Annotated in this window: 17 protein-coding genes; 3 read left to right on the top strand and 14 right to left on the bottom strand. The window is 54.4% G+C overall.

Annotated elements, in window-relative coordinates; translation table 11 throughout:
- Positions 1–128: 128 nt before the first annotated feature.
- The 5 genes from ACZA91_RS04620 to ACZA91_RS04600 all read right to left on the bottom strand — a co-directional run bounded on the left by ACZA91_RS04620 (position 129) and on the right by ACZA91_RS04600 (position 7,020).
- Complete coding sequence (locus tag ACZA91_RS04620; protein WP_463184946.1) at positions 129–2,828, bottom strand: glycosyltransferase family 39 protein; 2,700 nt, start codon at positions 2,826–2,828, stop codon at positions 129–131.
- Positions 2,829–2,990: 162 nt separating this feature from the next.
- The gene (nblD, locus tag ACZA91_RS04615; protein ID WP_099531689.1) at positions 2,991–3,212 is read right to left on the bottom strand and encodes an NblD family protein; all 222 of its coding nucleotides are present in this window, start codon (positions 3,210–3,212) and stop codon (positions 2,991–2,993) included.
- 226 nt (positions 3,213–3,438) lie between these two features.
- Positions 3,439–4,551, bottom strand: coding sequence for a polysaccharide deacetylase family protein (locus tag ACZA91_RS04610; protein ID WP_463184944.1), 1,113 nt, complete (start codon positions 4,549–4,551; stop codon positions 3,439–3,441).
- 779 nt (positions 4,552–5,330) lie between these two features.
- Positions 5,331–6,560 carry a cysteine desulfurase family protein gene (locus tag ACZA91_RS04605; protein ID WP_463184941.1) on the bottom strand — a complete coding sequence of 410 codons (1,230 nt, stop codon included), beginning with the start codon at positions 6,558–6,560 and terminating at the stop codon, positions 5,331–5,333.
- Positions 6,553–7,020, bottom strand: coding sequence for an MgtC/SapB family protein (locus ACZA91_RS04600; RefSeq protein ID WP_463184940.1), 468 nt, complete (start codon positions 7,018–7,020; stop codon positions 6,553–6,555). The genes ACZA91_RS04605 and ACZA91_RS04600 overlap by 8 nt, the downstream gene beginning before the upstream one ends.
- A gap of 277 nt (positions 7,021–7,297) precedes the next feature.
- On the opposite strand from ACZA91_RS04600, the gene folK reads away from it, so the two are divergent.
- The 3 genes from folK (at position 7,298) to ACZA91_RS04585 (ending at position 10,154) form a co-directional block, all read left to right on the top strand.
- Positions 7,298–7,942: a 2-amino-4-hydroxy-6-hydroxymethyldihydropteridine diphosphokinase gene (gene folK / locus ACZA91_RS04595; RefSeq protein WP_463184938.1), complete on the top strand. Its 645-nt coding sequence runs from the start codon at positions 7,298–7,300 to the stop codon at positions 7,940–7,942.
- Positions 7,943–7,961: 19 nt separating this feature from the next.
- A complete protein-coding gene (locus ACZA91_RS04590) occupies positions 7,962–8,519 on the top strand; it encodes an NUDIX hydrolase (protein ID WP_190529044.1) in 558 nt (185 codons plus the stop codon).
- Positions 8,520–8,735: 216 nt separating this feature from the next.
- On the top strand, positions 8,736–10,154 hold the full coding sequence (locus ACZA91_RS04585) for an FAD-binding domain-containing protein (protein ID WP_463184936.1): 1,419 nt from the start codon (positions 8,736–8,738) through the stop codon (positions 10,152–10,154).
- Between the two features lie 49 nt (positions 10,155–10,203).
- Here the strand turns inward: ACZA91_RS04585 and ACZA91_RS04580 are convergent, their stop codons facing one another.
- From ACZA91_RS04580 to ACZA91_RS04540, 9 genes are all read right to left on the bottom strand, one after another.
- Positions 10,204–10,611 carry a PIN domain-containing protein gene (locus ACZA91_RS04580; RefSeq protein ID WP_463184935.1) on the bottom strand — a complete coding sequence of 136 codons (408 nt, stop codon included), beginning with the start codon at positions 10,609–10,611 and terminating at the stop codon, positions 10,204–10,206.
- The gene (locus ACZA91_RS04575; protein WP_463184933.1) at positions 10,611–11,021 is read right to left on the bottom strand and encodes a hypothetical protein; all 411 of its coding nucleotides are present in this window, start codon (positions 11,019–11,021) and stop codon (positions 10,611–10,613) included. The genes ACZA91_RS04580 and ACZA91_RS04575 overlap by 1 nt, the downstream gene beginning before the upstream one ends.
- A gap of 27 nt (positions 11,022–11,048) precedes the next feature.
- Positions 11,049–11,450 (bottom strand): PIN domain-containing protein, encoded by a 402-nt coding sequence (locus ACZA91_RS04570; RefSeq protein ID WP_463186386.1) that lies wholly within the window; start codon positions 11,448–11,450, stop codon positions 11,049–11,051.
- Between the two features lie 5 nt (positions 11,451–11,455).
- Positions 11,456–11,866 (bottom strand): hypothetical protein, encoded by a 411-nt coding sequence (locus tag ACZA91_RS04565; protein ID WP_463184931.1) that lies wholly within the window; start codon positions 11,864–11,866, stop codon positions 11,456–11,458.
- A gap of 158 nt (positions 11,867–12,024) precedes the next feature.
- Entirely contained in the window at positions 12,025–13,266 is a 1,242-nt protein-coding gene (locus tag ACZA91_RS04560; protein ID WP_463184930.1) for an McrC family protein, read from the bottom strand.
- A 9-nt stretch (positions 13,267–13,275) separates the two neighbouring features.
- Positions 13,276–16,200: an AAA family ATPase gene (locus ACZA91_RS04555; protein WP_463184928.1), complete on the bottom strand. Its 2,925-nt coding sequence runs from the start codon at positions 16,198–16,200 to the stop codon at positions 13,276–13,278.
- A 62-nt stretch (positions 16,201–16,262) separates the two neighbouring features.
- Entirely contained in the window at positions 16,263–16,637 is a 375-nt protein-coding gene (locus tag ACZA91_RS04550) for a hypothetical protein (RefSeq protein WP_463184926.1), read from the bottom strand.
- A gap of 8 nt (positions 16,638–16,645) precedes the next feature.
- A complete protein-coding gene (locus ACZA91_RS04545) occupies positions 16,646–16,849 on the bottom strand; it encodes a hypothetical protein (protein WP_190532686.1) in 204 nt (67 codons plus the stop codon).
- Between the two features lie 133 nt (positions 16,850–16,982).
- On the bottom strand, positions 16,983–21,698 hold the full coding sequence (locus tag ACZA91_RS04540; RefSeq protein ID WP_463184925.1) for a glutamate synthase-related protein: 4,716 nt from the start codon (positions 21,696–21,698) through the stop codon (positions 16,983–16,985).
- Positions 21,699–21,708: the final 10 nt, after the last annotated feature.

The raw sequence follows: 21,708 nt of genomic DNA, 5'->3' as shown, positions 1-21,708 counted from the left end.
GACTGCACAGCCCTAAACAGATGCTGGGTCTTGGCGGCAAAAAAGGGTATAAGCAAGCATCCTATTGTACGGCAAGGCGACCGATCGCGATCAACGGGTCATGATCAACAGGTTGCAATCAGTTGCAATCAACTGGTGGGCGGGATTAACCCGATCGGGGGGTGGTGGCTTTGGGTGGCGGCCGGCTCCAGGGACTGACCGATCCGCAACTCCGCGATCGCCCGGCCCAGTTCCCAGCGTTGGGCATGGGCCACGGCTTTTAGGTAATGGAATTCGGGCACTCGGGGAGCCAAGGCTAAGGCTTGTTGGATAGCGGGCCAGGCGGCATCGGTTTGAAATTCATAAAGCCGCACCACGGCCAAATAGGCCTGGGCCCAAGGGTTGCGTGGTTCCGCTTGGGTGATTTGCTCGAAGGTGGCGATCGCGCCGCTGGTGTTTTGATCCAACACTTGGGCCAAGCCGAGGGCATAGCGCCAACCGAGCCGATCGGGCTGTTGACTGAGGCGATAACGGAGGGTCAGTTCCGCTTGGGCCACGTAGGTTTGATTGGGATTGTATTGGTTAATCCGGCCAATGGTGTTGAACACGGATTCCAAGCCCGATCGCCCCGATCGCAATTGCAATCCCAGCAGCCGCAGTTGGGCCACGCCGTCCAGTTCGGGAGCCGGTTGGGCCGGGGCGGCCGGGTCAATCACCACGGTGGCTTCTGTGGGAATCGCGATCGGCTGGGCCCGATCGCCCAATTGGGGATCGTTGGGCAACAGACTCGCCCAAAGACGATACCGACCGGGGGCCAAGTCCGGCGGCAAGACCATGGCCGATCGATCCCAAACCTCCCAGGCCTGGCCGGTGGACGGGGGAAGAGGGGTCATTAACCGGCCGCGACCAATGGCCCGATCGTCAATCCAACCGGTGCGACCCGCCGGGCGATCGGGCGTGGGTTCGCGCTGCCAGGTCAACAGGGCCAAGCCCCCTTGCAGTTGGGCCGCCGGGCCCTGCCAACGATAGGTGACCGGCGCAACTTGGCCCGGGGGCAGCCGCTCCGGCAGTTGGGCCATGAGCTTCAAGGGAGCCGGATTGGCCAAGGGGGTGACCGTCACCGATGGGGATCGCCGCTGCCAAAGTTGCCATTCGGAATCCGCCGCCACGGGCCAATGTTCCACCAACTGTAACTCGGAACTTTGGCGCAGGGTTTGGCTGGTGGCCGCTTGGGCTTCCCGCCGTCGTCGGCCGCGCATCGATCCCTGGTCACCGGTCTTCAGCAAATACCAATCGAGCGATCGGGCATCTTGGGCCACGGCTTGCGGATCAGTGCCCACCTGCCGGCCATAAACCTGAAAATTTCGGGCAGCTCCAAAGAAGTTGAGGTTGTGTTGATTCAGTTCGGCGGTGGAGGGCAACACGCCCACGGTGGATTGCAGATAGGGTGCGCGATCGATCACGGCCTGCACCACTTGGGCATGGGGCAAGGCGGGCCCCCATTGCACCACCCGCATCGGCCCGGGAACCAAGGGAGCCACCCCGGCGGCCGTGGGCGGCAACCAACTGAGCACCGACAGCAACACCGTCAGCCCCAACAGGCTCCACCGTACCCGCGCTCCCCAAACCAGCCAGCCTCGGGCCAAGACGATCGCCCCCACGGGCCAATAGGGCAAAACGTAGCGCCAGTCTTTGTTTACCAGCAAGGAACACAACAGATAGGCTCCGAGCCAAAAGCCCAACGTCCAGAGCCACCCCCGGCGATCGTCCTTGGGGACTGGTGAACTGGGCCAGGGCCGATCGGGCCAAGCCAGTTGTTGTTGATATTTCAGAAAGGCCAAACAGCCCCCCGCGATCGCCAGGCCCAGCAGGGGCCAAGACAGATGTTGCGGAAAAAGCTTCAGGTAATAAATCCAAGCATCAAGGGTGTTGAGGGCCGGGTCACCTTCCACGATCGCGGAATCCACCGTGGCCCGCTTGCCGCCACTGAGCACAAAGAGCCAATTTGTCTGATACCAAGGAGCCGCTACGATCCAACTGATCCCCAGGGCCAACAGGCCTTGGGTGACCCGTTCCCAGCGCGATCGCCAGAGGGCAACGGCCAGCAATCCCGCCCAGGGCAGCCCCAGGAAGAAAACCACCGGTTGCTTGGTCAGCAGTCCAGCTCCCAACAACAGCCCCAGCCCGATCGCCCACAGCCAATGGGCCAAACGTCCGCGCCAGGGGCCAAACCGGCCCCCCGTTGCCCAAAACACCAGGGCCGCAAAGGCTGCCGTTACCACGGTCACCAAGGGGAATTCGGTGAGATAGTCCAGTCGCACGCGCCACAGACCGGGCATCACACTGCACAGTAGGGCGGCCCACCAGCCCGTGGTGCGATCGAACAATCGCCGCCCGATCGCATAAACCGACCCCAGCAACAGCAGCGAACAGGCGGAATTCAACGCCGTCGCAGCATCGGCCGTGGGGCCAAACAGCCATAAAAACGGCACGGTGATGATTGCCACCAGGGGTGGCACTTTGGGGGAGAGTCGCCAAAAATCCACCCACCAGGAACCAGACAACCACTGGGGATCCCGCAGGGCATCGGCATAGGTCAGGGCCGCCGTCAGATATTCCGCTTGATCCCAGGCGGGGGCTGATTGGTCGATCGCGAACCAAGCCCGATCGACCAGCAACACCAACAGCCACAGACCCAACAGCTTGGCCCAATCGGTCTGCCACCGACCCTGCCACCAGCTTTGCCAATGGTTTGGATTGAGCCAGTGGTGAAACCTGTGAATTCTGAACCCGTGAACCTTGAACCCGCTGCCTAGTTGGCCGGCGCGATCGCCCAAATCTTGACCCATGCTCAAAATGCTCTCCCAAAACCAAAGGCAGGGGATGATCAGCCGATCCCCTGCCCCCATCGGCGGGCCCAACGCAGTACCCGATGGACTTTCTCTGTCCCATGTTCGATCGTCGTTGGTTGACCCGCCACGCCTCTTTCTCAGTTTTATATCCGTGCTCGATTATCCTTCCGGCATCGGATTATATTCATCACTTGGCTCAGTGGCCCCGATCGCCCCTTGATCTTGGTTAATGCAACCTCCCCGATCGGCTACAAATTTACAAACTCGGCTCCAGAGACGCGCCCTCGTGCCTGGGCTGCCATAGGAAAACAGCACTCGATCACCCAGCGGATTCATTTCAATCCGCACACCGCAAGTCGAGCAAGTCTGCACATTAGCCATAGGGGATCTCCTCGCGCCAAAATTTGGCATAGGGCGGCACTCGTGAACCGATCCCCAAGGCAATTGTCGGGGATCGGCACAAGTTCCATACACCATAGCGCGCCAATTTAATTTGGCAATTGGCCTAGGCAAATCACTCGATTCGGGGAATCTAGACTCTATTTGGCAATTTGCCCAGGCAAATCAGCCGATTCGGGGAACACAGCAGCAATGACTTCAGCGGTTCCTACAGCGGTAAATCCATGGTGGAATTGGGGGCATTCATGGGAGCGTTGACCGTTGGGTCGATCGCCCCGGGCGTAGGGTTAGCCGGTTGCATTGCGGTCGCTGTTGGTTGGGGCTTGGCCGTGGCTCGGGTGCTGGCGGAGCGGCTGGCTTGGGCCCGCAGTTGCAAGAGTTCCGGCATGGTGACGAAGCGGTAACCCTGGGCTTTCAGTTGCCGAATGATGATGGGCAAGGCTGCCACCGTGTTGTGTCGATCGCCCCCGCCATCATGCATCAGCACAATATCGCCCGGGTGCATGGTTCGCATCACCCGATCGACAATGGTGGCCGCCGGAGGTCTGCGCCAATCGCCCGTATCCGTGCCCCACAGAACCGTGGCGTATCCATGACCTTGGGCGTAGGTATCCATCCCATTGTTCAAAACGCCACCCGGCGGCCGATAGAGGCGAGCCACCTGGCCGGTTTTGGCTTGGATGATGGCGGCAGTTTGGTCAATTTCACGGGCCGCCGCAGCCGGAGCATGGCGATGGTAACCATGGGACCAGGTGTGATTCGCAATCACGTGACCTTCCCGGGCCACGCGCTGCCCGATCGTCGGGAAGGCCTGGAACATGCGACCAATCACAAAGAACGTGGCCTTCACGTCTTCCTGTTTCAAAATGTCCAGCACCTGATCGGTGTAACGGGGGGCTGGCCCATCGTCAAAGGTCAACGCCACCACCTTCTCACCACTGGCCAGGCGCTGATCCCGCACCAGTTTGCCCACAAAAGCTTGGGGCAAATTCCCCAGAGCCATCAAAATTTCCTGCTCTTGGCTGGTCACTTGCTGGCGAAAGTTACCAATGCTGCGATCGAGCGCTTCACCTAGGGAAAGGGGCGGAGCCGACTGAGAGGCCACGGCGGAATTGTCCAAGGCGGTTTTCAGCGAAGCATTGTTGGTTGTCCAGGCATAGCTGCCTCCCAACACCGCCGCACAGGTCACCAACGCCAACAGCCACCATCGCCAAGAAAACCGCGATCGCTGATTGAAGTTTTGCCCCACCTTACTGGAACGATAGCCACGGGCGGCTTGGGATCGCGAAGAACCAGATCGTTTAGAAAACAGCCGAGTCATAGGGGCAACAGGAAGAGCCGGAAGGGTAGGAATAGCGGTTGAGAAAACATCGCGGAGCAACGAAATGAACCAGCAGGCTCAGGATGCGTGGGGAAAGTTAAGGGTTGATGCGGTCAGGGGACGTGAGCAATAGATATCGGTGGTTATCAATTGCTGAAAATTAAGGGTTCTAAATCCATAGAATTGAATGATGAATAGAGTGAAATTCCGTTTATTTCAAGAAAAGCTTTTGAAAATGAAACTGCAATGGCGTGAAAAATGACATGAAGAACAGCAAAATTCAGACGAAATTAGAAATTTAACCAACTCCCAAGCATTTTGAACGGGTTATTTAGAGGCAAATATTTAGGGTGCATGGGAATGCTACTTCGCCTTTCAGCAAACTCCCCATCAGTTTTACCCGATCGCGCCGGTTATGCCACCTTGATTGCATAACCCGATCGCTCGGTGCTGAAAACCGGATTGTTCATGGAGATTTTGAACAACGGCTTTGAACAGCGGCTTTGAACAGCGGTTTGGAATAGCCGGGGGCGGGGTGAGCGATGATTGCGGCCTTGGCACGATACAGCGCAAGGTAGCAGAAATTTTGGAAATTGAGGGGGAAATTCTGTCCCTAGCGCAAAATACCGTGGCCGACCGCCATGGACTGGCTAGATTTTTGACTCAGCGCCTGGTTAATGCCGGGTCAAGGCTTGGTCAAAGGCTTGGTCAATGGTTAACGGGGGCGTTAAACGAGGGGTGGCCCATTTGGGATGCGGTTTGAGTCTGTGGAAGAGCCTTCACGCTAGGGTTCCAGCGTTGCGGCGAATCTGCTCGATCGCCCCAATTAACCGGGTCGCAACTCGATCGATCGTGACGAAGTCATGGAAGCGACCCAACCCAAACCGCAGCGTTGTGGTGAGAGGGCCCGCCGACTGCCCGAGCGCCTTGAGCACATGGGATTGGCGGCCGGTTTCCGATTGGCAAGCGGAGCCAGAAGAGACAGCGGCGATCGACTGAATGGCTTTCAAAACGGCTCCGTTGGGCAAGCCCTCGATCGTGACGTTCAAGTTACCCGGCAAGCGGAGGCTGGGGTGGCCGTTGAGTTCCAGGGCCAAACCTGGCGCGGTGGCAAAGTAGGTTTGCAATCGCTCCCAAAGCCGATCGCGCAGCATTTGCAGTTGTTCTGCTTCCGTGGCCAGGTGCTCCATCGCCAGCTCGATCGCCCGGCCAAACCCAACAATTTGCGATACGGGCAAAGTTCCCGCCCGCAGCCCCCGTTCCTGGCCGCCGCCGTGCAATTGGGGAGCCAAGGCCACGCGGGAGTTGCCCCGCCGCACGTACAGGGCCCCAATGCCCTTGGGCCCATAAACCTTGTGAGCCGTCAGGGACATGAGATCGATCGACTGGGTTTGTACATCAAGGGGCACTTTCCCGATCGCCTGGGCCGCATCCGTGTGAAACAGCACGCCCCGATCGCGACAGAGGGCCCCAATTTGCTCGATCGGCTGCAAAACACCAATCTCATTATTCGCCACCATCACCGACACCAGCACCGTTTCCGGCCGCATGGCCTGGACTAGGGCCTCCAGATTCAACAAACCCAGGCGATCGACCGGCAAAACCGTCACCTCAAACCCCAGGGACTGCAAATAGCGACAGGGATCCAGCACCGCCGAATGCTCCGTGGCCACCGTAATCAAGTGCCGCCCTTTGTTGAGATAGGCCTCGGCCACGCCCTTGATGGCCAGATTGTTGGCTTCCGTTGCACCGCTGGTGAACAAAATTTCCTCAGGGCTGGCGTTGATCGCCGCAGCCAAAGTAGCCCGGGATCGATCGACCGCGGCCGCCGCGGCCCAACCGTAGGCATGGTTGCTGCCTGCGTTGCCAAAATAGTCCGTTAAAAAAGGCCACATGGCCTCCGCCACTCGGGGATCGATCGGGGTCGTGGCATGACAATCTAAATAAACCAAATTCGCCATCTTGGGCCAGGCGGCTTTGGCAAGTGGGAGCTGCTGTAGTTTAGTCATCGTCCATAATTGCGTTCATATCAAAATTGCGAGTTAAACGCCGCTCCACCCCATTCAAGCGCAAGACTAGGAAAGCCATCAGGGCCCCCAGGGTGGCCACCCCTAACAAGCCGCAGCCCGCCGCGAACCCCAATCCGGCCGAGACCCAAACGGCTGCCGCCGAGGTCAATCCCTTCACCTTCTCTTCGCTGCGTTTGGTGCGTAAAATTTCCCCCGCGCCCAAGAAACCCACCCCGGTGGCCACACCTTGGGCTGATCGACTAATGGCATCAATATTCGCCCCCATTTCCGCCGGAATGATGGCAAACAGGGCAGCTCCCAAACTCACCAGCATATGAGTGCGCATTCCGGCGGGCTTGTGTCGCAACTGGCGATCGATCCCAATGGCTCCCCCCACAAACAGAGCCAGCCCTAAACGAATCAACAAATGGAACCAGGAGGGATCGGGGGGAAGATTCATCAGAAGTTGAGGAGAAGTTCAGAATCGGCGGTATTTTAAGGAGCGGTTTGGCGGTGACCGTTTGGCAACGGCCCGGGGCGGGGGCCATAGGGCTAATCAAGGGCGAATTAACAGGCAGCGAATGACGGAAACGATGGCGCAATTTACGGGCGATCGGGCAGCGGACGATGGGACAACGCCGACGGCAGCACCGACGGCAGCACCAAAAGCAATACCCACAACAGTACCCACGACAACACCACTAACAGCGCCAGTCACGGCAAAAATAACGCCGCAGATGGAACCTTTGCCTTGCCCCCAGGACAGCGATTCGACTTCGGGGCAGAATTTGGCGGATTCCATGGATCTGGCACAGAGGGAGCCAACGTATTCAATACCCACGCATTCAATACCCAAGCCTTCAACACCCAAGTATTCAATACCCAAGCATTCAGTATCCTGTGCGATCCCCTGTGCGATCGCCCTGGGGGGCAACTTGGGCGACGTGGCCGCCACCTTTGAGCGGGCCTTGGCGGCTTTGGATGCCACACCGGGAATTCAAGTCACGGGTCGATCTCGCTGGTATCGCAACCCGCCGATGGGCCCGCCCCAGCCGGACTTTCTGAATGGTTGTGCCCTGTTGAAGGTCGCCCTTAGCCCAGAGGCCTTGCTTGATCGGCTACAAGCTCTGGAAAACGAGGCGGGGCGAGTGCGGACAGTGCATTGGGGGCCGCGCACCTTGGACTTGGATTTGTTGCTTTATGGCGATCGGGTGATGCAAACGCCTCGGCTACAAGTGCCCCATCCAGGATTGGGCGATCGGGCATTTTTTGCGGTTCCCCTGGCGGAAATTGCCCCCGACTGGGTGGAACCGCTCACGGGCCGGGCGATCGCGCAAATCGTCCAAGCGCTAGACTGTTCAGCAGTCATTCCCCTAGCCTAACTCACGATTCATCCGTCCTATGCCCCTTGGAACCGAACTCGCCCACAAACTCCGCGATCGCCTCACCTATCGCGGTCGTAAGTTTGCCTTTGAGGTTGCCCAATTGCGGTTACCCAACGGCGCAGAGGGGGAATGGGAATGTATTCGCCATCCCGGCGGGGCCCTGGCCGTGCCGGTCACGAACGATGGGCAACTGGTGTTGGTGCGGCAATATCGCTTCGCCATGCAAGGGCGCTTGTTAGAGTTTCCGGCTGGAACCGTGGAATTGGGTGAAGATCCGGCGGAAACCATTCGGCGGGAAATTGAAGAAGAAACAGGCTATGCGGCCGCCACTTGGCATTGTTTGGGAGATTTCCCGATCGCCCCGGGCTATTCCGATGAGCTAATTTATGCCTTCTTGGCCACAGATTTGACCAAGCTAGAAAAACCACCGCTACAGGATGACGATGAAGATATTGAAGTAGTGTTGATGACTCCTGAAGTGTTTGAAGAAACAGTGCGATCGGGGGTGATGGTCGATGCCAAAACTGTCACCAGCTATTTTCTAGCCAAGCCATTCTTAGCAGGATCAAACTAAGCCAATTGCCTCAGAAGCGCCATACAGATCAGCGGCCGAGTTTTGAAATTCGCAATGCGCGATCTAAAGTGTACGATCTAAAACACAAACAAGACCAGATCTATGAAAGAGATGAGTCTCCTTTTTTGCAGGCCTATTTAGTGTCTGATTCAGGGACTAGAGTAAACTCTGAAACCATATTCCTTAATTCGTTACTCTGAATCATTGGCAGAAATCATGACTGACTTAATTCTGTTTTGGCATCGAAAAGACCTGCGAATTTCCGATAATTTAGGTCTAGCCCAAGCCGTTGCCCGATCGCCCAAAGTTGTCGGTGTTTTCTGTCTTGATCCTGGAATTCTCGATCGAGATGATGTGGCTCCCGCACGGGTGGCTTATCTGATCGGTTGCTTGGCAGAATTGCAGCAAACCTATCAAGAACGGGGTGGGGATTTCCTGATCCTCAAAGGGGATCCCACGGTGGAAATTCCCAACTTAGCCGATCGCCTCGGAGCTGTGGCCGTGGCCTGGAATTGGGATGTGGAACCCTACGCCTTGCAGCGCGATCGGGTCCTGTTGGCTGCTCTGAAGGAGCGGGGCGTTGCTGCTCAAACCCAGTGGGATCAACTGCTCCATGCGCCGGACGAAATTCGCACCGGCTCCGGCACGCCCTACACGGTCTATGGGCCCTTTTGGAAAAATTGGCAGTCCCGATCGAAAGCGGCCCCCGCTCCCACGCCCGATCGCCTTTTGCCCCTCACCGAAGCTGAACGAGCCAAAACCCAGGCGATCCCGCTGCCCACCACTCGCCAATTGGGGTATCCCTGGGATGGGCCTTGGATTTTGGAACCGGGAACCGCCGCCGCCCGATCTCGCTTGGAAACCTTCTGCCAACGGGCCATTGAAGCCTACGATCCCGATCGCAACTTCCCCGCCTTGGAGGGCACATCGGGTCTGAGCGCCGCCTTGAAATTCGGGGTGATCGGGATTCGGGAAATTTGGCAAGCCAGCGCCAGCGCCCTCGACCATGCCCGCAGCGAAGAAGCCATCAACAGCATTCGCACCTGGCAACAGGAATTAGCCTGGCGCGAGTTTTATCAACATGTGATGTATCACTTTCCCGAACTTGCGGAAGGAGCCTATCGTGCGCCCCTCAAAACTTTTCCTTGGGAGAACAATGAAGCTCTCTTTGAAGCTTGGTGCAATGGCCAAACGGGTTATCCGATCGTTGATGCGGCAATGCGTCAACTGAATGAAACCGGCTGGATGCACAACCGTTGTCGGATGATTGTGGCCAGTTTCCTAACCAAAGATTTGATCATTGATTGGCGTTGGGGCGAAAAATACTTTATGCAAAATCTGGTCGATGGCGATCTTTCGGCTAACAATGGCGGTTGGCAGTGGAGCGCTTCCAGTGGCATGGATCCGAAGCCGTTACGCATTTTTAATCCCGCTAGCCAAGCCCAAAAATTTGATGCGGAGGGTGACTATATTCGCCAGTGGGTTCCTGAGTTGCGCCGGTTGGATACGGGATCATTACTCACGGGAAAAATCACCCCGATCGAGCGTCGATCATTGGGTTATCCCACCCCGATCGTTGATCACAAAATTCAGCAGGAACGCTTTAAGCAACTCTACAAAGCCCAAAAAGCCTAATTATCCAAATGAAAGGCTGAAAAGTCGATTGTGGGCAAGGGTTAGCAGTTTAGCGAATTAACCAATTCTCCAATTGCAATCCTTGCACGCGAGAGAGATCAGAATCGTTGGAAATCAAAATCCAATTTTGGGCGATCGCCGTTGCCGCAATCAAAATATCTGCATCTTGAATCAAGCAACCGCGTGATCGCAGATCTGCATAAATCTCGCTAGCAATTTCCACAATTTCCGGATGCGTCACTGGCACAATATCGACCAACTGGCAAAAATCAGTAAAGGCTTGGATTTTCTTTTGTGACTTGTTCGCCAACAACCCACGCCGACATTCAAAGTAGGTAATAGCGCTAATAGCGATGGGCATCACCACAATTACCTCAAGAAACTTAGCTTTTACTGAGGTATTGCCCTGAATGATGGCACTCACAATATTCGTATCTAGCAGATAGCCAACCAACACTATTTCCCCTCAATGATGGCTACGAGTTCTGCTTTTTCTGTGTCGGATTCTTCGGCTGCAATCTGACTAAATGTTTCCATAACTAGCCACAGGCTCACACGCTTCAGAAGCGTTTCCTCTGGTGTGGCTAAGATGGCTCGCCAACGATCGGGCGATTGCGAAAGGGAAGATGCCACCCGATCGAGTACCGGCCGCTTCAAGCCAGGATCCCAGTCGGGATGTGCTGCCAAGGCCTGGTCAATTAGTTGTTCAATCCGGTCGATCGCCCGTTCTAGGCTAGGTTCTGCGGGCGCGGCCGGCTCGATCGCCCCATTCCAGCCCAGGAGCGATCGCACTAAATCCCAAATCAGCCGCAATCGATCGCCCACTGATAATCGCAGCGCTGCCGATCGCAAGTCCCCTGGGTTCATCGCTTGATCCTCCATTGTTTTTTAGATTCAACGAATCAGCCAATTTTCCAATCGTAATCCTTGCACGCGAGAGAGATCAGAATCATTGGAAATCAAGATCCAATTTTGGGCGATCTCTGTTGCCGCAATCAAAATATCTGCATCTTGAATCAAACAACCACGCGATCGCAGATCTGCATAAATCTCGCTGGCAATATTGACAATTTCCGGATGCGTCACTGGCACAATATTAACAAACTGGCAGAATCGATCAAATAGTTCTAATCGTTTGGGTGCGGCCTTCGCTAATAGACCCCGCCGAATTTCATAGTAGGTGATGGCGCTAATGGCTACGGACTCAGTTGCCAATAACAACCGAAGCTGGGACAGCAGTTGAGAATCCCGTTTTAAAAACTCACTGACAATATTGGTATCTAGTAAATAAACTATTCGGTTTATCGCCCTTCAATCAGTTGCTGTAATTCTGCCTGATCCGCTTCAGATTCATCCTCACTGGCTGCGAGTAAGGCTTCAGTAGCTAACAGCAATGCTACTTTTTCTGATAACGCCGTCTCTGACATGGCTAATAGGGTTTGCCAATGGCTAGGGGATTGGGCAAACGTGTGGCGCAAGTTATCCAGCAAACGGGTCTTGAGTTGTGGTTGATAGTGCGGTTGGTGACTTGCCGCCTGGTCAATCAGTGGCTCAATTCGGGCGATCGCCCGTTCTAGGCTAGGTTCTGCGGGCGCGGCCGGCTCGATCGCCCCATCCCAGCCCAGGAGCGATCGCACTAAATCCCAAATTAGCCGCAACCGATCGCCCACTGATAATCGCAGCGCTGCCGATCGCAAGTCCCCTGAATTCATCGCTTGATCCTCCACTCGATCGTCTACTGCGATCTTGACACAATCGCTTCTGCAACGGGCGATCAGCTTAAATGGCTCAGGTGGTGGCGATTGCTGGTGGTGGGAAATTGAAGATCGATCGCCAATTGAACGTGATGTAGCGTCTACAAAGCTATCTGTTAAGTAGAGTAGGGGATCCGGATATTCTCTAATTGGCGAATAATATTTTTTCCTGACTGATCAGGATGCTCATTTAAAGAGAATGTTAGGGTTTGGATTTTAATGCCATTCATTTCATAATTGATCGGCTTCTTGAGCGACTCAGGATAAATCAAGATTGCATGTTTAGCCGCCTTAAAATGAGCATAGGCAATGATTTGATTGATGTCTGCATTACTTGGTTGATCAGGGACTTTATATTTCGTGTCTAAAACGGCAATTGCTTGACTCTGGCGGCTCGAAAAATTCTTATACAAAACTAAATCTATTTGATATTTAAAATACTGAGCAAATGAATTTTTTTCTTGGAATTCAAGCCGAAATTCCTGTGACGACAGCTTTCTTTCGATTGCCGCTGCAACATACTTTTCGTACAATCTAGCGACATCAATCAAAAATGGTAGTGATTGGTGATTGCCCTGTTGGTAGCCAGCGCTAGTTGCTTCTAAGAAAAATCGACAGAGCGCGTGCAATGTTTCATAATCTTGATTAAGTCGATCATAGTGGCGATCACAACAATCCTGAGCATTAAATTTTTGATACGAGATCATGCCGCGCAAGGCTCGATCGGTTTGAACCAGTTTTTCATAGGTTGCATCTTTGAGCATCAAGTTACGTTTAAGGTGGATTAACTGATGAATTGTCCAAAGCAGAATTTGATTATCAGGAATATCAACCGTGTAGTGACTGTAAATGCAGGGTAAGGCTACTTTTTCAGGCGATCGCGCAGCTTTTGGCCAATCAATACGCCCTCGAATGGTCGTGAGTCGCTGTTGTTGGGGTTGATATCGACCGACAAGACCTTGGCGAATACGCAATAGAACACCATCTGCTAATTTTCGGGCTAACAAGTCGCAAGCATCTTCAAGAGAATCACAATTAATCAGACCTGAGAAAATCTTGATATTCTGTGCTGATTCTAAATAGTCAATCATTTGCCAAATATGAGCAATTGACGTTTTTGGTTCAATATAAATCGTATAATTAGCAGTGCTAGTTTCAATTTTAAAAACACCAATCTGACCTTGAGTAGTCAGTTTCCACTTGTGATTTTTATAGGTTGGTGGTTCTAGCTTAATGGCATCTTTCGCCGGGTGATGATCCAGGATACACTCGATTTCAGGCGGAAAGAAATCGTGATCAAAATGCTTAGATTGATACTCAGTCAAACTAATTTTCTTGGATGTGATTACAGCTCCCATAAAGCAATGTCATCCCTGAAAGATTTTTGATGCGATATTGTCCCAACGAAAATCGCTGATCCGATCAATCTGTCCATAAAAAAGCTCTTCTAGGTAGGGATAGACTTCTAGTTCCCAAATATCTTTTATATGATCGTCCAAATTTTCAATTAAGAAGAAAGAAATACCAATGGCATAGTGCTGATCATTAATCAATCGATTGATTTCGCACAGCTCGTGAATCAACTGATCAAGATCTAAATTTTGGGATGATTGGTGGTGCTCATGCCACTGCTTTAGGATCTCGTAATTAGGTTGTAAATCAAAGAAAGCGAACCGCCGTCGCAGGGCATGATCCACAAGGGCGATCGAGCGGTCGGCGGTGTTCATTGTGCCGATTAGGTATAAGTTGGCGGGCACTTTAAACGGGGCATCAGAACCCGCCAGCTTGATAGACTGATCTCGGTATTCCAAGCGGGATAATAGCTCACCGAAAACGCTAGCAATATTCGCTCGGTTTAGTTCATCAATGATTAATATGCATGGATCGGGGGCGCAATGCCGAGCGCGATCGCACACTTCCAAAAAGCGACCGGGAACCAGTCGATAGCTTAGTTGTCCTTGCTGATTGGTTTCGGGTTGTAAGCCTTGGATAAAATCTTCATAGCTATAGGCAGGGTGAAACTGAACCGTCTCTGTAAATCCAGATGTGCCACTAACTAAATGTTGGGCGAGTTTCTCAGCCAGGTAGCTTTTACCGGAACCCGGCGGCCCACTGAGGATAATTTGCTTTTTACGCTTGAGAGTGTTGATTAGGCGATTAAGCCAATCTTTTTCGTGAAATGTTTCCTGAATTAGGTCGTTCAGGGAATATTCAGATTGAATGATCTGTAGCTCAAGTTCATCACTATTATCAGTTGGCACAACACAATCTGGATGATCAATGAGTTCCCATAAAATCTTTGCTTCTTCGGAGCCAACTGCAAAATTTGTGCCCTGAGTAAAACGCAGGATAGACAGATCACTAAATCGAGGATCATCCTTCAAGCCAGTTCGCAGAATCGGTTGTTCTAATACTCGATCGATGGCAACGGTGACACTCAACCGAGGCTCACGCAGCTTCTCTGGGTTTCGATGAAACTCTTGTTCGGCATCAGCTTCAGGTCTAATCTGGGGATCATCAATGATTGTCCCTGTTGCAACAATACCAGAATCAATTTTGGAGCGCCAAAACAAAACCTGATCACCCTTCTTAATTTGGTTGCGATGTTGTTTAATTTGCCATGTCAACTGACTCAGCTTTGATAAAGCCTGATCAATATCAAAAATTTCAGGATTACACTGAAAAATCCAGATTTTTGGGCAATTATCTTGACTGGTTTTGTCTTCGATATGTAAAACCTGCACTAAATATTTGCCTAATTCCGAAGAAATAGGAAATGCATAACCTTTTGTAGGTCTGCCACCTGTAAAGGCTTCTCGCTCGTTAAAACGGTAATCTTCAGGAATTTTATCAATTAAAAAAGGGTCTGAGAGCTTGCTTGGAGTGATATTAACCGAGTAGCCAACTAGCACTTTTCCTTGATGTGCTTTAGATGCATCGTTGGGCCTATATTTCCAGGTATCTTCAACATAGCTATATCCTATCAATCTCTTTCCTTCTGCATCTCTATGAAATAAGATATCTCCAATTGACATTTTTGTTAAATTTGTCCAATGCTTAGGCTCTTGACGAGAATCGTTTTTTCTCGGAACCCAGATGTATTTGCGAGCCAGTAATTCATCCCAAGAATTATCTTGCTTGACCAGCCAAAAATTCCAATCACTACGGCTCATATTAGTTTCTAAAAAAGCATTTTCGATTGCCCGAGCTTCTTCGGGCTTGATCTTGATCAATGTACTCCGCCAGCCTGGATAATTAACTGCTTGGGGTTCCACAGCATCCCATTCAACGCGCAAACGATGACCATGGCGCTCATTAGGAATAAAGAAATATTGCCCTGTAACCGTGCCAACACCCAGAATTTTTCGAGTTCCTTGGTTGGCAACGATGCGATCGCCCAGTTGAATTTGAGCAAATTGCCATACCTGATCAAGTTGTTGCTTAGTAAAATTCGGATTGGTAACGATTAATTGATCACGGAGCTGTTCAAATTCTGCCCTGCTCAGATCAGATATATCCCCTAATTTATTCCAGCCAATGGCAATAAATCCTTGATCGCGGCAATCCTCCCACTGCCATGCATTTTCTCCCGGTGCAATTTTCCAATATTGGGTTGTATTTGTAGATTCTAGATTCTCTGAACTTTGGATAATTCCCAAGGAATAGAGAAATCTCATCATGCTACATGAATCAAAGCCATCAAATTCAGGCTGTGATCGCAAAAAATTCAGCAATGCCCGGTTCATTGCAAACTGAGTCCGGGGCGATTCAATACCAAAGAAGTCAATATATTGATAGAGATGTTCTATAGCGAGGACAGGAATAAAATGTTCAGGAAAATAGAGGGAAATAATCTTGGCACGGCAAACATAGCGTTTGGCCAAAGACCCACTGTCAGCAATTTGATCCAAATTATCCCAGTCTTGAGCATCAACCGCTTTAATTAATTTCTCTAGATCATTCAGTAAAATCTTCAGAGCTTCTTCTGGATTTTTCGCATTAAGAACCTTATTAACACGCCAGTTTTGATCGCTCTCGCTCCAGTATATTCCATGCTTACTAGAGCTACCGCCAGCAATGCTGCCGAGCAGTCGAGTTTTAAATTCAATCCAATAACAAAAATTATTAAGGTAATCGGAATGACCCAACGCATAATCTTCCAGGGTCATTGCAGTGATGGTTTCTTTAGGAAACCGCGTCACGAACTCTTGGCGTAGTGCGGCCAGCTCCTGTGGAATAACCTTGGAATGCTTAGTAATCCACCTTTGGAGTGCCGAGCGCCAATCGATCATGTCTGCTTAGATCATCAAGTTTGATAGTCTTCACTTCTGATCCTACGGGAAAATTGACACGATCAAGCTGGGTTGAGTGCTGGGGACTCGATCGCGGGTAAGGGTTCGATCGGGGCGGCGATCGGAACCCACTGACAGAAGCAAATGGCGATCGCCTCAAACGCGCTGCCCATCTCCCCGGGTTCATAAAGCTCAACCCGTGTGACTTGCCAATTGCTGAGGCGGCTATGGGTGCTGGCAGCGGGAAATTGCGGATCGATCGCCGACTCAACCCGCATATAATCGCGCAGTCGATAGCCCGGTTGAGGCAAGGGGCGCTGAGACGCATCGTAATACTCAGCCAAAATATCCGTCAGGCTACCGCTGGGCATCAGTTGCCGATCGTCCCACCCTTCCGCGTCGGCCGTTTCCGTTTTGAAAATGATGTAGCGTCCCATGGTCTGCCTCAGTCTTCAGGGGTGTAATTGGGAAACTCAGTTTCACCAGCAAAAACACAATTTACCTTCAAAATACGATCGCCAGTTTTCTCAACTCTGAGCAATGTCCAATCGTATTTCTCTGCCATGTTGCGACATTTTTGTGGATCAGTGGCGGCATGTCGCGACTCTGGCATTTCCTCCGCTTCTGTGGATGTTGATGGATCAACCATGTTGGCAAAACTACGGGAAGGATAAGTTCTGTTATTTAAAGGATAACCCCAGTCGATCGCCCTAAATAAGCAATCAACTGGGGTCAGTGAACCGGGCAGCTCATCACCACCCGATCGCCCTAGGAAATTGAACCTAAACCGTCGCGGCTACCTTTTCCTCAGCGGGGTTGGCATTTGCTTCCGGCGTGTTCGCTTCCGACGGCGGAACCACTTGCCAGAACTTGGGCAAGCTGTTCGCCCAATCGGCCAGGATCGCCTTCGCCTTCGGGCTGCCGGTCTTTTCGGCGTGGGCTTCGATCAGCGTCTTCAGTTGCTCCTCGCCCGCCGGGGTGCAAACGCGCTGGATCTTGACGATTTCGCCGTTCACCTTGCCGGGGAAGCTGCCGTCCTCGTCGTAGCAGTAGGCTAAACCGCCGGTCATGCCCGCGCCCACGTTGCGACCCGTGGAACCGAGTACCACGATCGTGCCACCGGTCATGTATTCGCAGCAGTGGTCGCCTGCGCCTTCGATCACCGCTTGGCCCTTGGAGTTACGCACGCCGAACCGCTCACCGGCCCGACCGCTGGCGTAGAGCACGCCGCCCGTGGAACCGTAGAGGCAGGTGTTACCGACGATCGCATTGTGTTCCGGTGCAAAGGTGGCTTCAGCGGGCGGCCGGACGATGATTTCGCCGCCGTTCATGCCCTTGCCCACGTAGTCGTTGGACTCACCAATTAGCTCCAGGGTCATGCCGTTGATGTTGAAGGCTCCGAAGCTTTGGCCGGCGCTGCCCACGAAAGTGAGGTGCAGATGGCCTTCAAAGCCCTTGTCGCCGTAGCGCTTGGCAATGTTGCCGGAAACCCGCGTGCCCACGGAGCGATCGGTGTTGATGATCTTGATCGTTTTGCTGACCGAGCCTTGGTGACGGATCGCCCGTTGGATGTCCTCATCGCCCAGGATCGCGTTGTCCAGCACCACATCGTTGCTGTGGGGGCGGGGGTTGTGGTTCAGCCAACTGCGATTGCCCCGCGTGTCGGGCAGGTTGGTCAAGATCGACAGGTCGATCGCCTGGGTCTTGGTCAGGCTGGCATCTTCGCGCCGCTTCAGCAGGTCGGCGCGGCCAATCACCTCATCCAGGCGACGGAAGCCCAACCGAGCCAGCAACAACCGCACTTCCTGAGCCACAAAGTAGAAGAAGTTGACCACGTGATCCGGAATGCCGGGGAACCGCTTGCGCAGGTTTTCCTGTTGGCTAGTCACGCCCACGGGGCAGGTGTTCATGTGGCAGACGCGGGCCATGATGCAGCCCTCGGCGATCATGGCGATCGTCCCGAAGCCGAACTCTTCGCCACCCATCAGCGCCGCCATCAACACATCCCAGCCGGTCTTGAAGCCGCCATCGACGCGCAGGACGACGCGATCGCGCAGGCCGTTTTCCATCAGGGACTTGTGAACTTCCGCCAAGCCCAATTCCCAGGGGCTACCGGCGTGCTTAATCGAGCTGAGGGGTGAGGCTCCCGTGCCGCCGTCATGGCCGGAAATTTGGATCACGTCGGCGTTGGCCTTGGCCACCCCGGCGGCCACCGTGCCGATGCCCACTTCGGCCACCAGCTTCACGGACACCTTGGCGCGTGGGTTGATTTGGTGCAGATCAAAGATCAGTTGGGCCAAATCCTCGATCGAGTAGATGTCGTGGTGGGGCGGCGGCGAAATCAGGGTTACGCCGGGCTTCGATCGCCGCAGCATGGCAATGTAAGGGCTGACCTTCTTCCCGGGGAGCTGACCGCCCTCACCGGGTTTCGCCCCTTGGGCCACCTTGATTTCGATTTGCTCGGCGCTCATCAGGTATTCCGGGGTCACGCCAAAGCGCCCCGAAGCCACCTGTTTGATCGCGGAGCTGGCCGTGTCGCCGTTCCGCAGGCCCTTCAGGTGCGGGAAGGTGGCGGACAGGCCGTTTTCGTCCACATCGTTCAGGGTGGTGTAGCGGCGCGGATCTTCGCCGCCTTCGCCGGAGTTGGACTTGCCACCAATCCGGTTCATGGCGATCGCCAGCACCTCGTGGGCTTCCGGCGACAGCGCACCGAGGGACATGCCGCCCGTGCAGAACCGCTTCAGAATCGATTCGATCGACTCCACCTCATCCACGGAAATCGGGCTGCGGCTGGTGTCGAAGTCCAGCAAGTCCCGCAGGGCCGTGGGGGTACGCTGCTGCAAATAGCGCTTGTAGACGCTGTAGTGGTCGTAGGCTTCGGTGCTGAGGGCTTGCGCACCGGGCATCCATTCACCGTCAGGCGTTTGGGCCTTGAAGGCATCCACAGCCTTGTGCAGGGCCTTGGCCATTTCTGGCGAGTTCATGTGGTATTCGCCACCCTTGCGGTACTGGACGAAGCCCATGTTTTCCAGCTTCTTAGCCGTCAGTTCGGGGAAGGCGGTCGCATGGAAGGTCATCACTTCCTGGGCCAGTTCCGCCACGCCCAAGCCACCAACGCGAGACGGCGTGCCCACAAAGGCCAGGTCGATCAGCTCGCGGCCAATCCCGATCGCCTCGAAAATTTGTGCCCCGTGGTAGCTAGCCAGCAGCGAAATCCCCATCTTCGAGAGGATCTTCAGCAACCCGGCTTCCACGGCGGCCCGGTAGTTGGCCTGGGCCTGCTCGATCGAGCAGGCCGGCAACTTACCGCTGCCCATCAGGTTTTGGGTGCGATCGCTGTTCCACCAATGGCGGATGCTTTCCAGGGCCAGGTAGGGGCAAACGGCGCTGGCCCCGAAGCCCACCGCACAGGCAAAGTGGTGCGTGCTCCAGCATTGGGCCGTGTCCGCCACGATCGACACCTGCATCCGCATTCCTTGGCGGATCAAGTGGTGGTGCACCGAGCCGATCGCCACCAGCGGCGGAATGTAGGTGGTTTCCGGCGACAGGCCATCGGTGCGATCGCTCAGGATCAGGATTTCTGCCCCGCCTTGCACCGCCGCCACGGCCCGCTCTTGCAGGGCTGTAATCGCTGCCCGCAGACCCGCCGGGCCATCGGCCGTGCTGTAGAGCGTTGAAAGGGTGACCACTTGCATTCCGGACTCGGACAGCTTGCCCAGTTCCGTTTCATTCAGCACGGGCGAGCTAATCTTCAGCAGGCGGGCCGCTTCCGGAATGGGTTGCAGCAGGTTGCCGCGCCGTCCCAGGTGCATTTCCAGCGACATCACCAGCTTTTCGCGCAGGGGGTCGATCGGTGGGTTCGTCACCTGAGCAAACCGCTGCTTGAAGTAGTCGTAGAGCAGGTGGGGGCGAGTCGAGAGCACTGCCAAGGGGATGTCATCGCCCATGCAGTAGGTCGGCTCCTTGCCGTTGGCCGCCATGTCCACAATCACCAAATCAATGTCCTCGGCGGTGTAGCCAAAGGCCGTTTGGTGTTGCAGCAGGCGACCCTCATCCAGGGTTTTATCGGTGGCAAAGGGTTGGGCGGTCAACTGTTGTTGATGGTCGCGCACCCAGTCGCCGTAGGGATGCTGGCGAGCCACCTTCAGCTTCAGATCCCAATTCTTCAGGACTTCACCGGCTTCCAGATCCACGGCGATCGCCTGGCCGGGGCCGAGACGACCCTTTTCGAGGATGTTCTCGATCGGGATGTCCACCACACCGGCTTCCGAACCAACGATGATGTAGTCATCGCGGGTGATGCAGTAGCGGGCGGGGCGCAGACCGTTGCGATCGAGCGTTGCGCCGACGATCTTGCCATCGCCAAACACCAGCAGTGCCGGGCCATCCCAGGGTTCTTGCACCCCGCGATAGTAGTTGTAGTAATCGACGATTTCCGGGTAGTCAGCCAAATCCGGCTGATTTTCGTAGGCTTCTGGAACCAGCAGGGTGACGGCTTCCAGGATGCTGCGGCCCGATCGCACCAACAGTTCCAAGGAATTATCCAAGTTGGCCGAGTCGCTGTTTTCGTAGCTGACGATCGGCTTGAGGGCGTTCAGCTCCTCGGTTGTCCAATTTTCATGGGCCAAATCCGCCTGCTTGGCCAACATCCAATTCAGGTTGCCCAGCAGAGTATTGATTTCGCCGTTGTGGCCCAGCATTCGCATCGGTTGTGCCAGGGGCCAGCGGGGCATCGTGTTAGTGCTGAAGCGTCGGTGGTAGACCGCCCAAGCACTGGTGTAGTCCGGGTTGGTCAAGTCTTGGTAGAAGCGACCCAAAACCTCCGATCGCACCATCCCCTTGTAAATAATCGTGTGGTTCGAGAGGGAGCAAGCGTAGAATCCTACGGACTGGGATGTGACTTTTGTATCATCCTCACCGAGTGCCTTCACCACCGCATTTCCGAGCCGACGGCGCAGTTGGTAGAGTTGCCGTTCCAGGGCATCGCCGGTTAGGGTGGATTCAATAATCACCTGCTCGATCGTCGGCAGGTTCTCGCGGGCTTGGATGCCCAGCACCTCGGGGCGGGTGGGCACAACACGCCAACCCAGCAGGGTCAAACCGACCTCCGCGATCGTTGTGTCAATGGCGGCCTTGGTTTTGGCCAGCTTGTCCGCATCCAACGGCAGGAACAACATCCCCACCGCCGTGCGATCGCGATCGATGGTCTTGCCTTCGGTGGCGGCCCACTGCTCAATCAGGGGCCAGGGAATTGCCGTCATCACCCCTGCGCCGTCGCCCGAGTCGCGATCGGCACTGCAACCGCCCCGGTGCTCCATGCAACCCAGGGCGATCAGAGCTTTCTCCACCAAGTCGTGACTGGCTTGGGCCTGGCGCTGGGCAATGAAGCCTACGCCACAGGCATCGCGCTCCTCAGTCAGGTAGCGCAACCCGGATTCCGGCATTACCGGCAACGGATTGCTGGAAAACACAGGGGCTTGGCTGGTGCGGTCACTCATAGTGGATCGG

The organism is Limnothrix sp. CMB-01, assembly GCF_055193175.1.
Note: the sequence above shows the minus strand (reverse complement) of the source record. Positions and strands in the feature narration are given on the sequence as shown.

What these genes read in the sequence shown, in the direction of transcription:
- nblD (WP_099531689.1), bottom strand. Translation starts at nt 3,212, where the DNA reads ATGGCTAATGTGCAGACTTGCTCGACTTGCGGTGTGCGGATTGAAATG.
- folK (WP_463184938.1), top strand. Translation starts at nt 7,298, where the DNA reads ATGGAACCTTTGCCTTGCCCCCAGGACAGCGATTCGACTTCGGGGCAG.
- ACZA91_RS04565 (WP_463184931.1), bottom strand. Translation starts at nt 11,866, where the DNA reads ATGAATTCAGGGGACTTGCGATCGGCAGCGCTGCGATTATCAGTGGGC.
- ACZA91_RS04610 (WP_463184944.1), bottom strand. Translation starts at nt 4,551, where the DNA reads ATGACTCGGCTGTTTTCTAAACGATCTGGTTCTTCGCGATCCCAAGCC.
- ACZA91_RS04560 (WP_463184930.1), bottom strand. Translation starts at nt 13,266, where the DNA reads ATGGGAGCTGTAATCACATCCAAGAAAATTAGTTTGACTGAGTATCAA.
- ACZA91_RS04545 (WP_190532686.1), bottom strand. Translation starts at nt 16,849, where the DNA reads ATGGTTGATCCATCAACATCCACAGAAGCGGAGGAAATGCCAGAGTCG.
- ACZA91_RS04620 (WP_463184946.1), bottom strand. Translation starts at nt 2,828, where the DNA reads ATGGGTCAAGATTTGGGCGATCGCGCCGGCCAACTAGGCAGCGGGTTC.
- ACZA91_RS04555 (WP_463184928.1), bottom strand. Translation starts at nt 16,200, where the DNA reads ATGATCGATTGGCGCTCGGCACTCCAAAGGTGGATTACTAAGCATTCC.
- ACZA91_RS04575 (WP_463184933.1), bottom strand. Translation starts at nt 11,021, where the DNA reads ATGAACCCAGGGGACTTGCGATCGGCAGCGCTGCGATTATCAGTGGGC.
- ACZA91_RS04600 (WP_463184940.1), bottom strand. Translation starts at nt 7,020, where the DNA reads ATGAATCTTCCCCCCGATCCCTCCTGGTTCCATTTGTTGATTCGTTTA.
- ACZA91_RS04605 (WP_463184941.1), bottom strand. Translation starts at nt 6,560, where the DNA reads ATGACTAAACTACAGCAGCTCCCACTTGCCAAAGCCGCCTGGCCCAAG.
- ACZA91_RS04550 (WP_463184926.1), bottom strand. Translation starts at nt 16,637, where the DNA reads ATGGGACGCTACATCATTTTCAAAACGGAAACGGCCGACGCGGAAGGG.
- ACZA91_RS04585 (WP_463184936.1), top strand. Translation starts at nt 8,736, where the DNA reads ATGACTGACTTAATTCTGTTTTGGCATCGAAAAGACCTGCGAATTTCC.
- ACZA91_RS04540 (WP_463184925.1), bottom strand. Translation starts at nt 21,698, where the DNA reads ATGAGTGACCGCACCAGCCAAGCCCCTGTGTTTTCCAGCAATCCGTTG.
- ACZA91_RS04590 (WP_190529044.1), top strand. Translation starts at nt 7,962, where the DNA reads ATGCCCCTTGGAACCGAACTCGCCCACAAACTCCGCGATCGCCTCACC.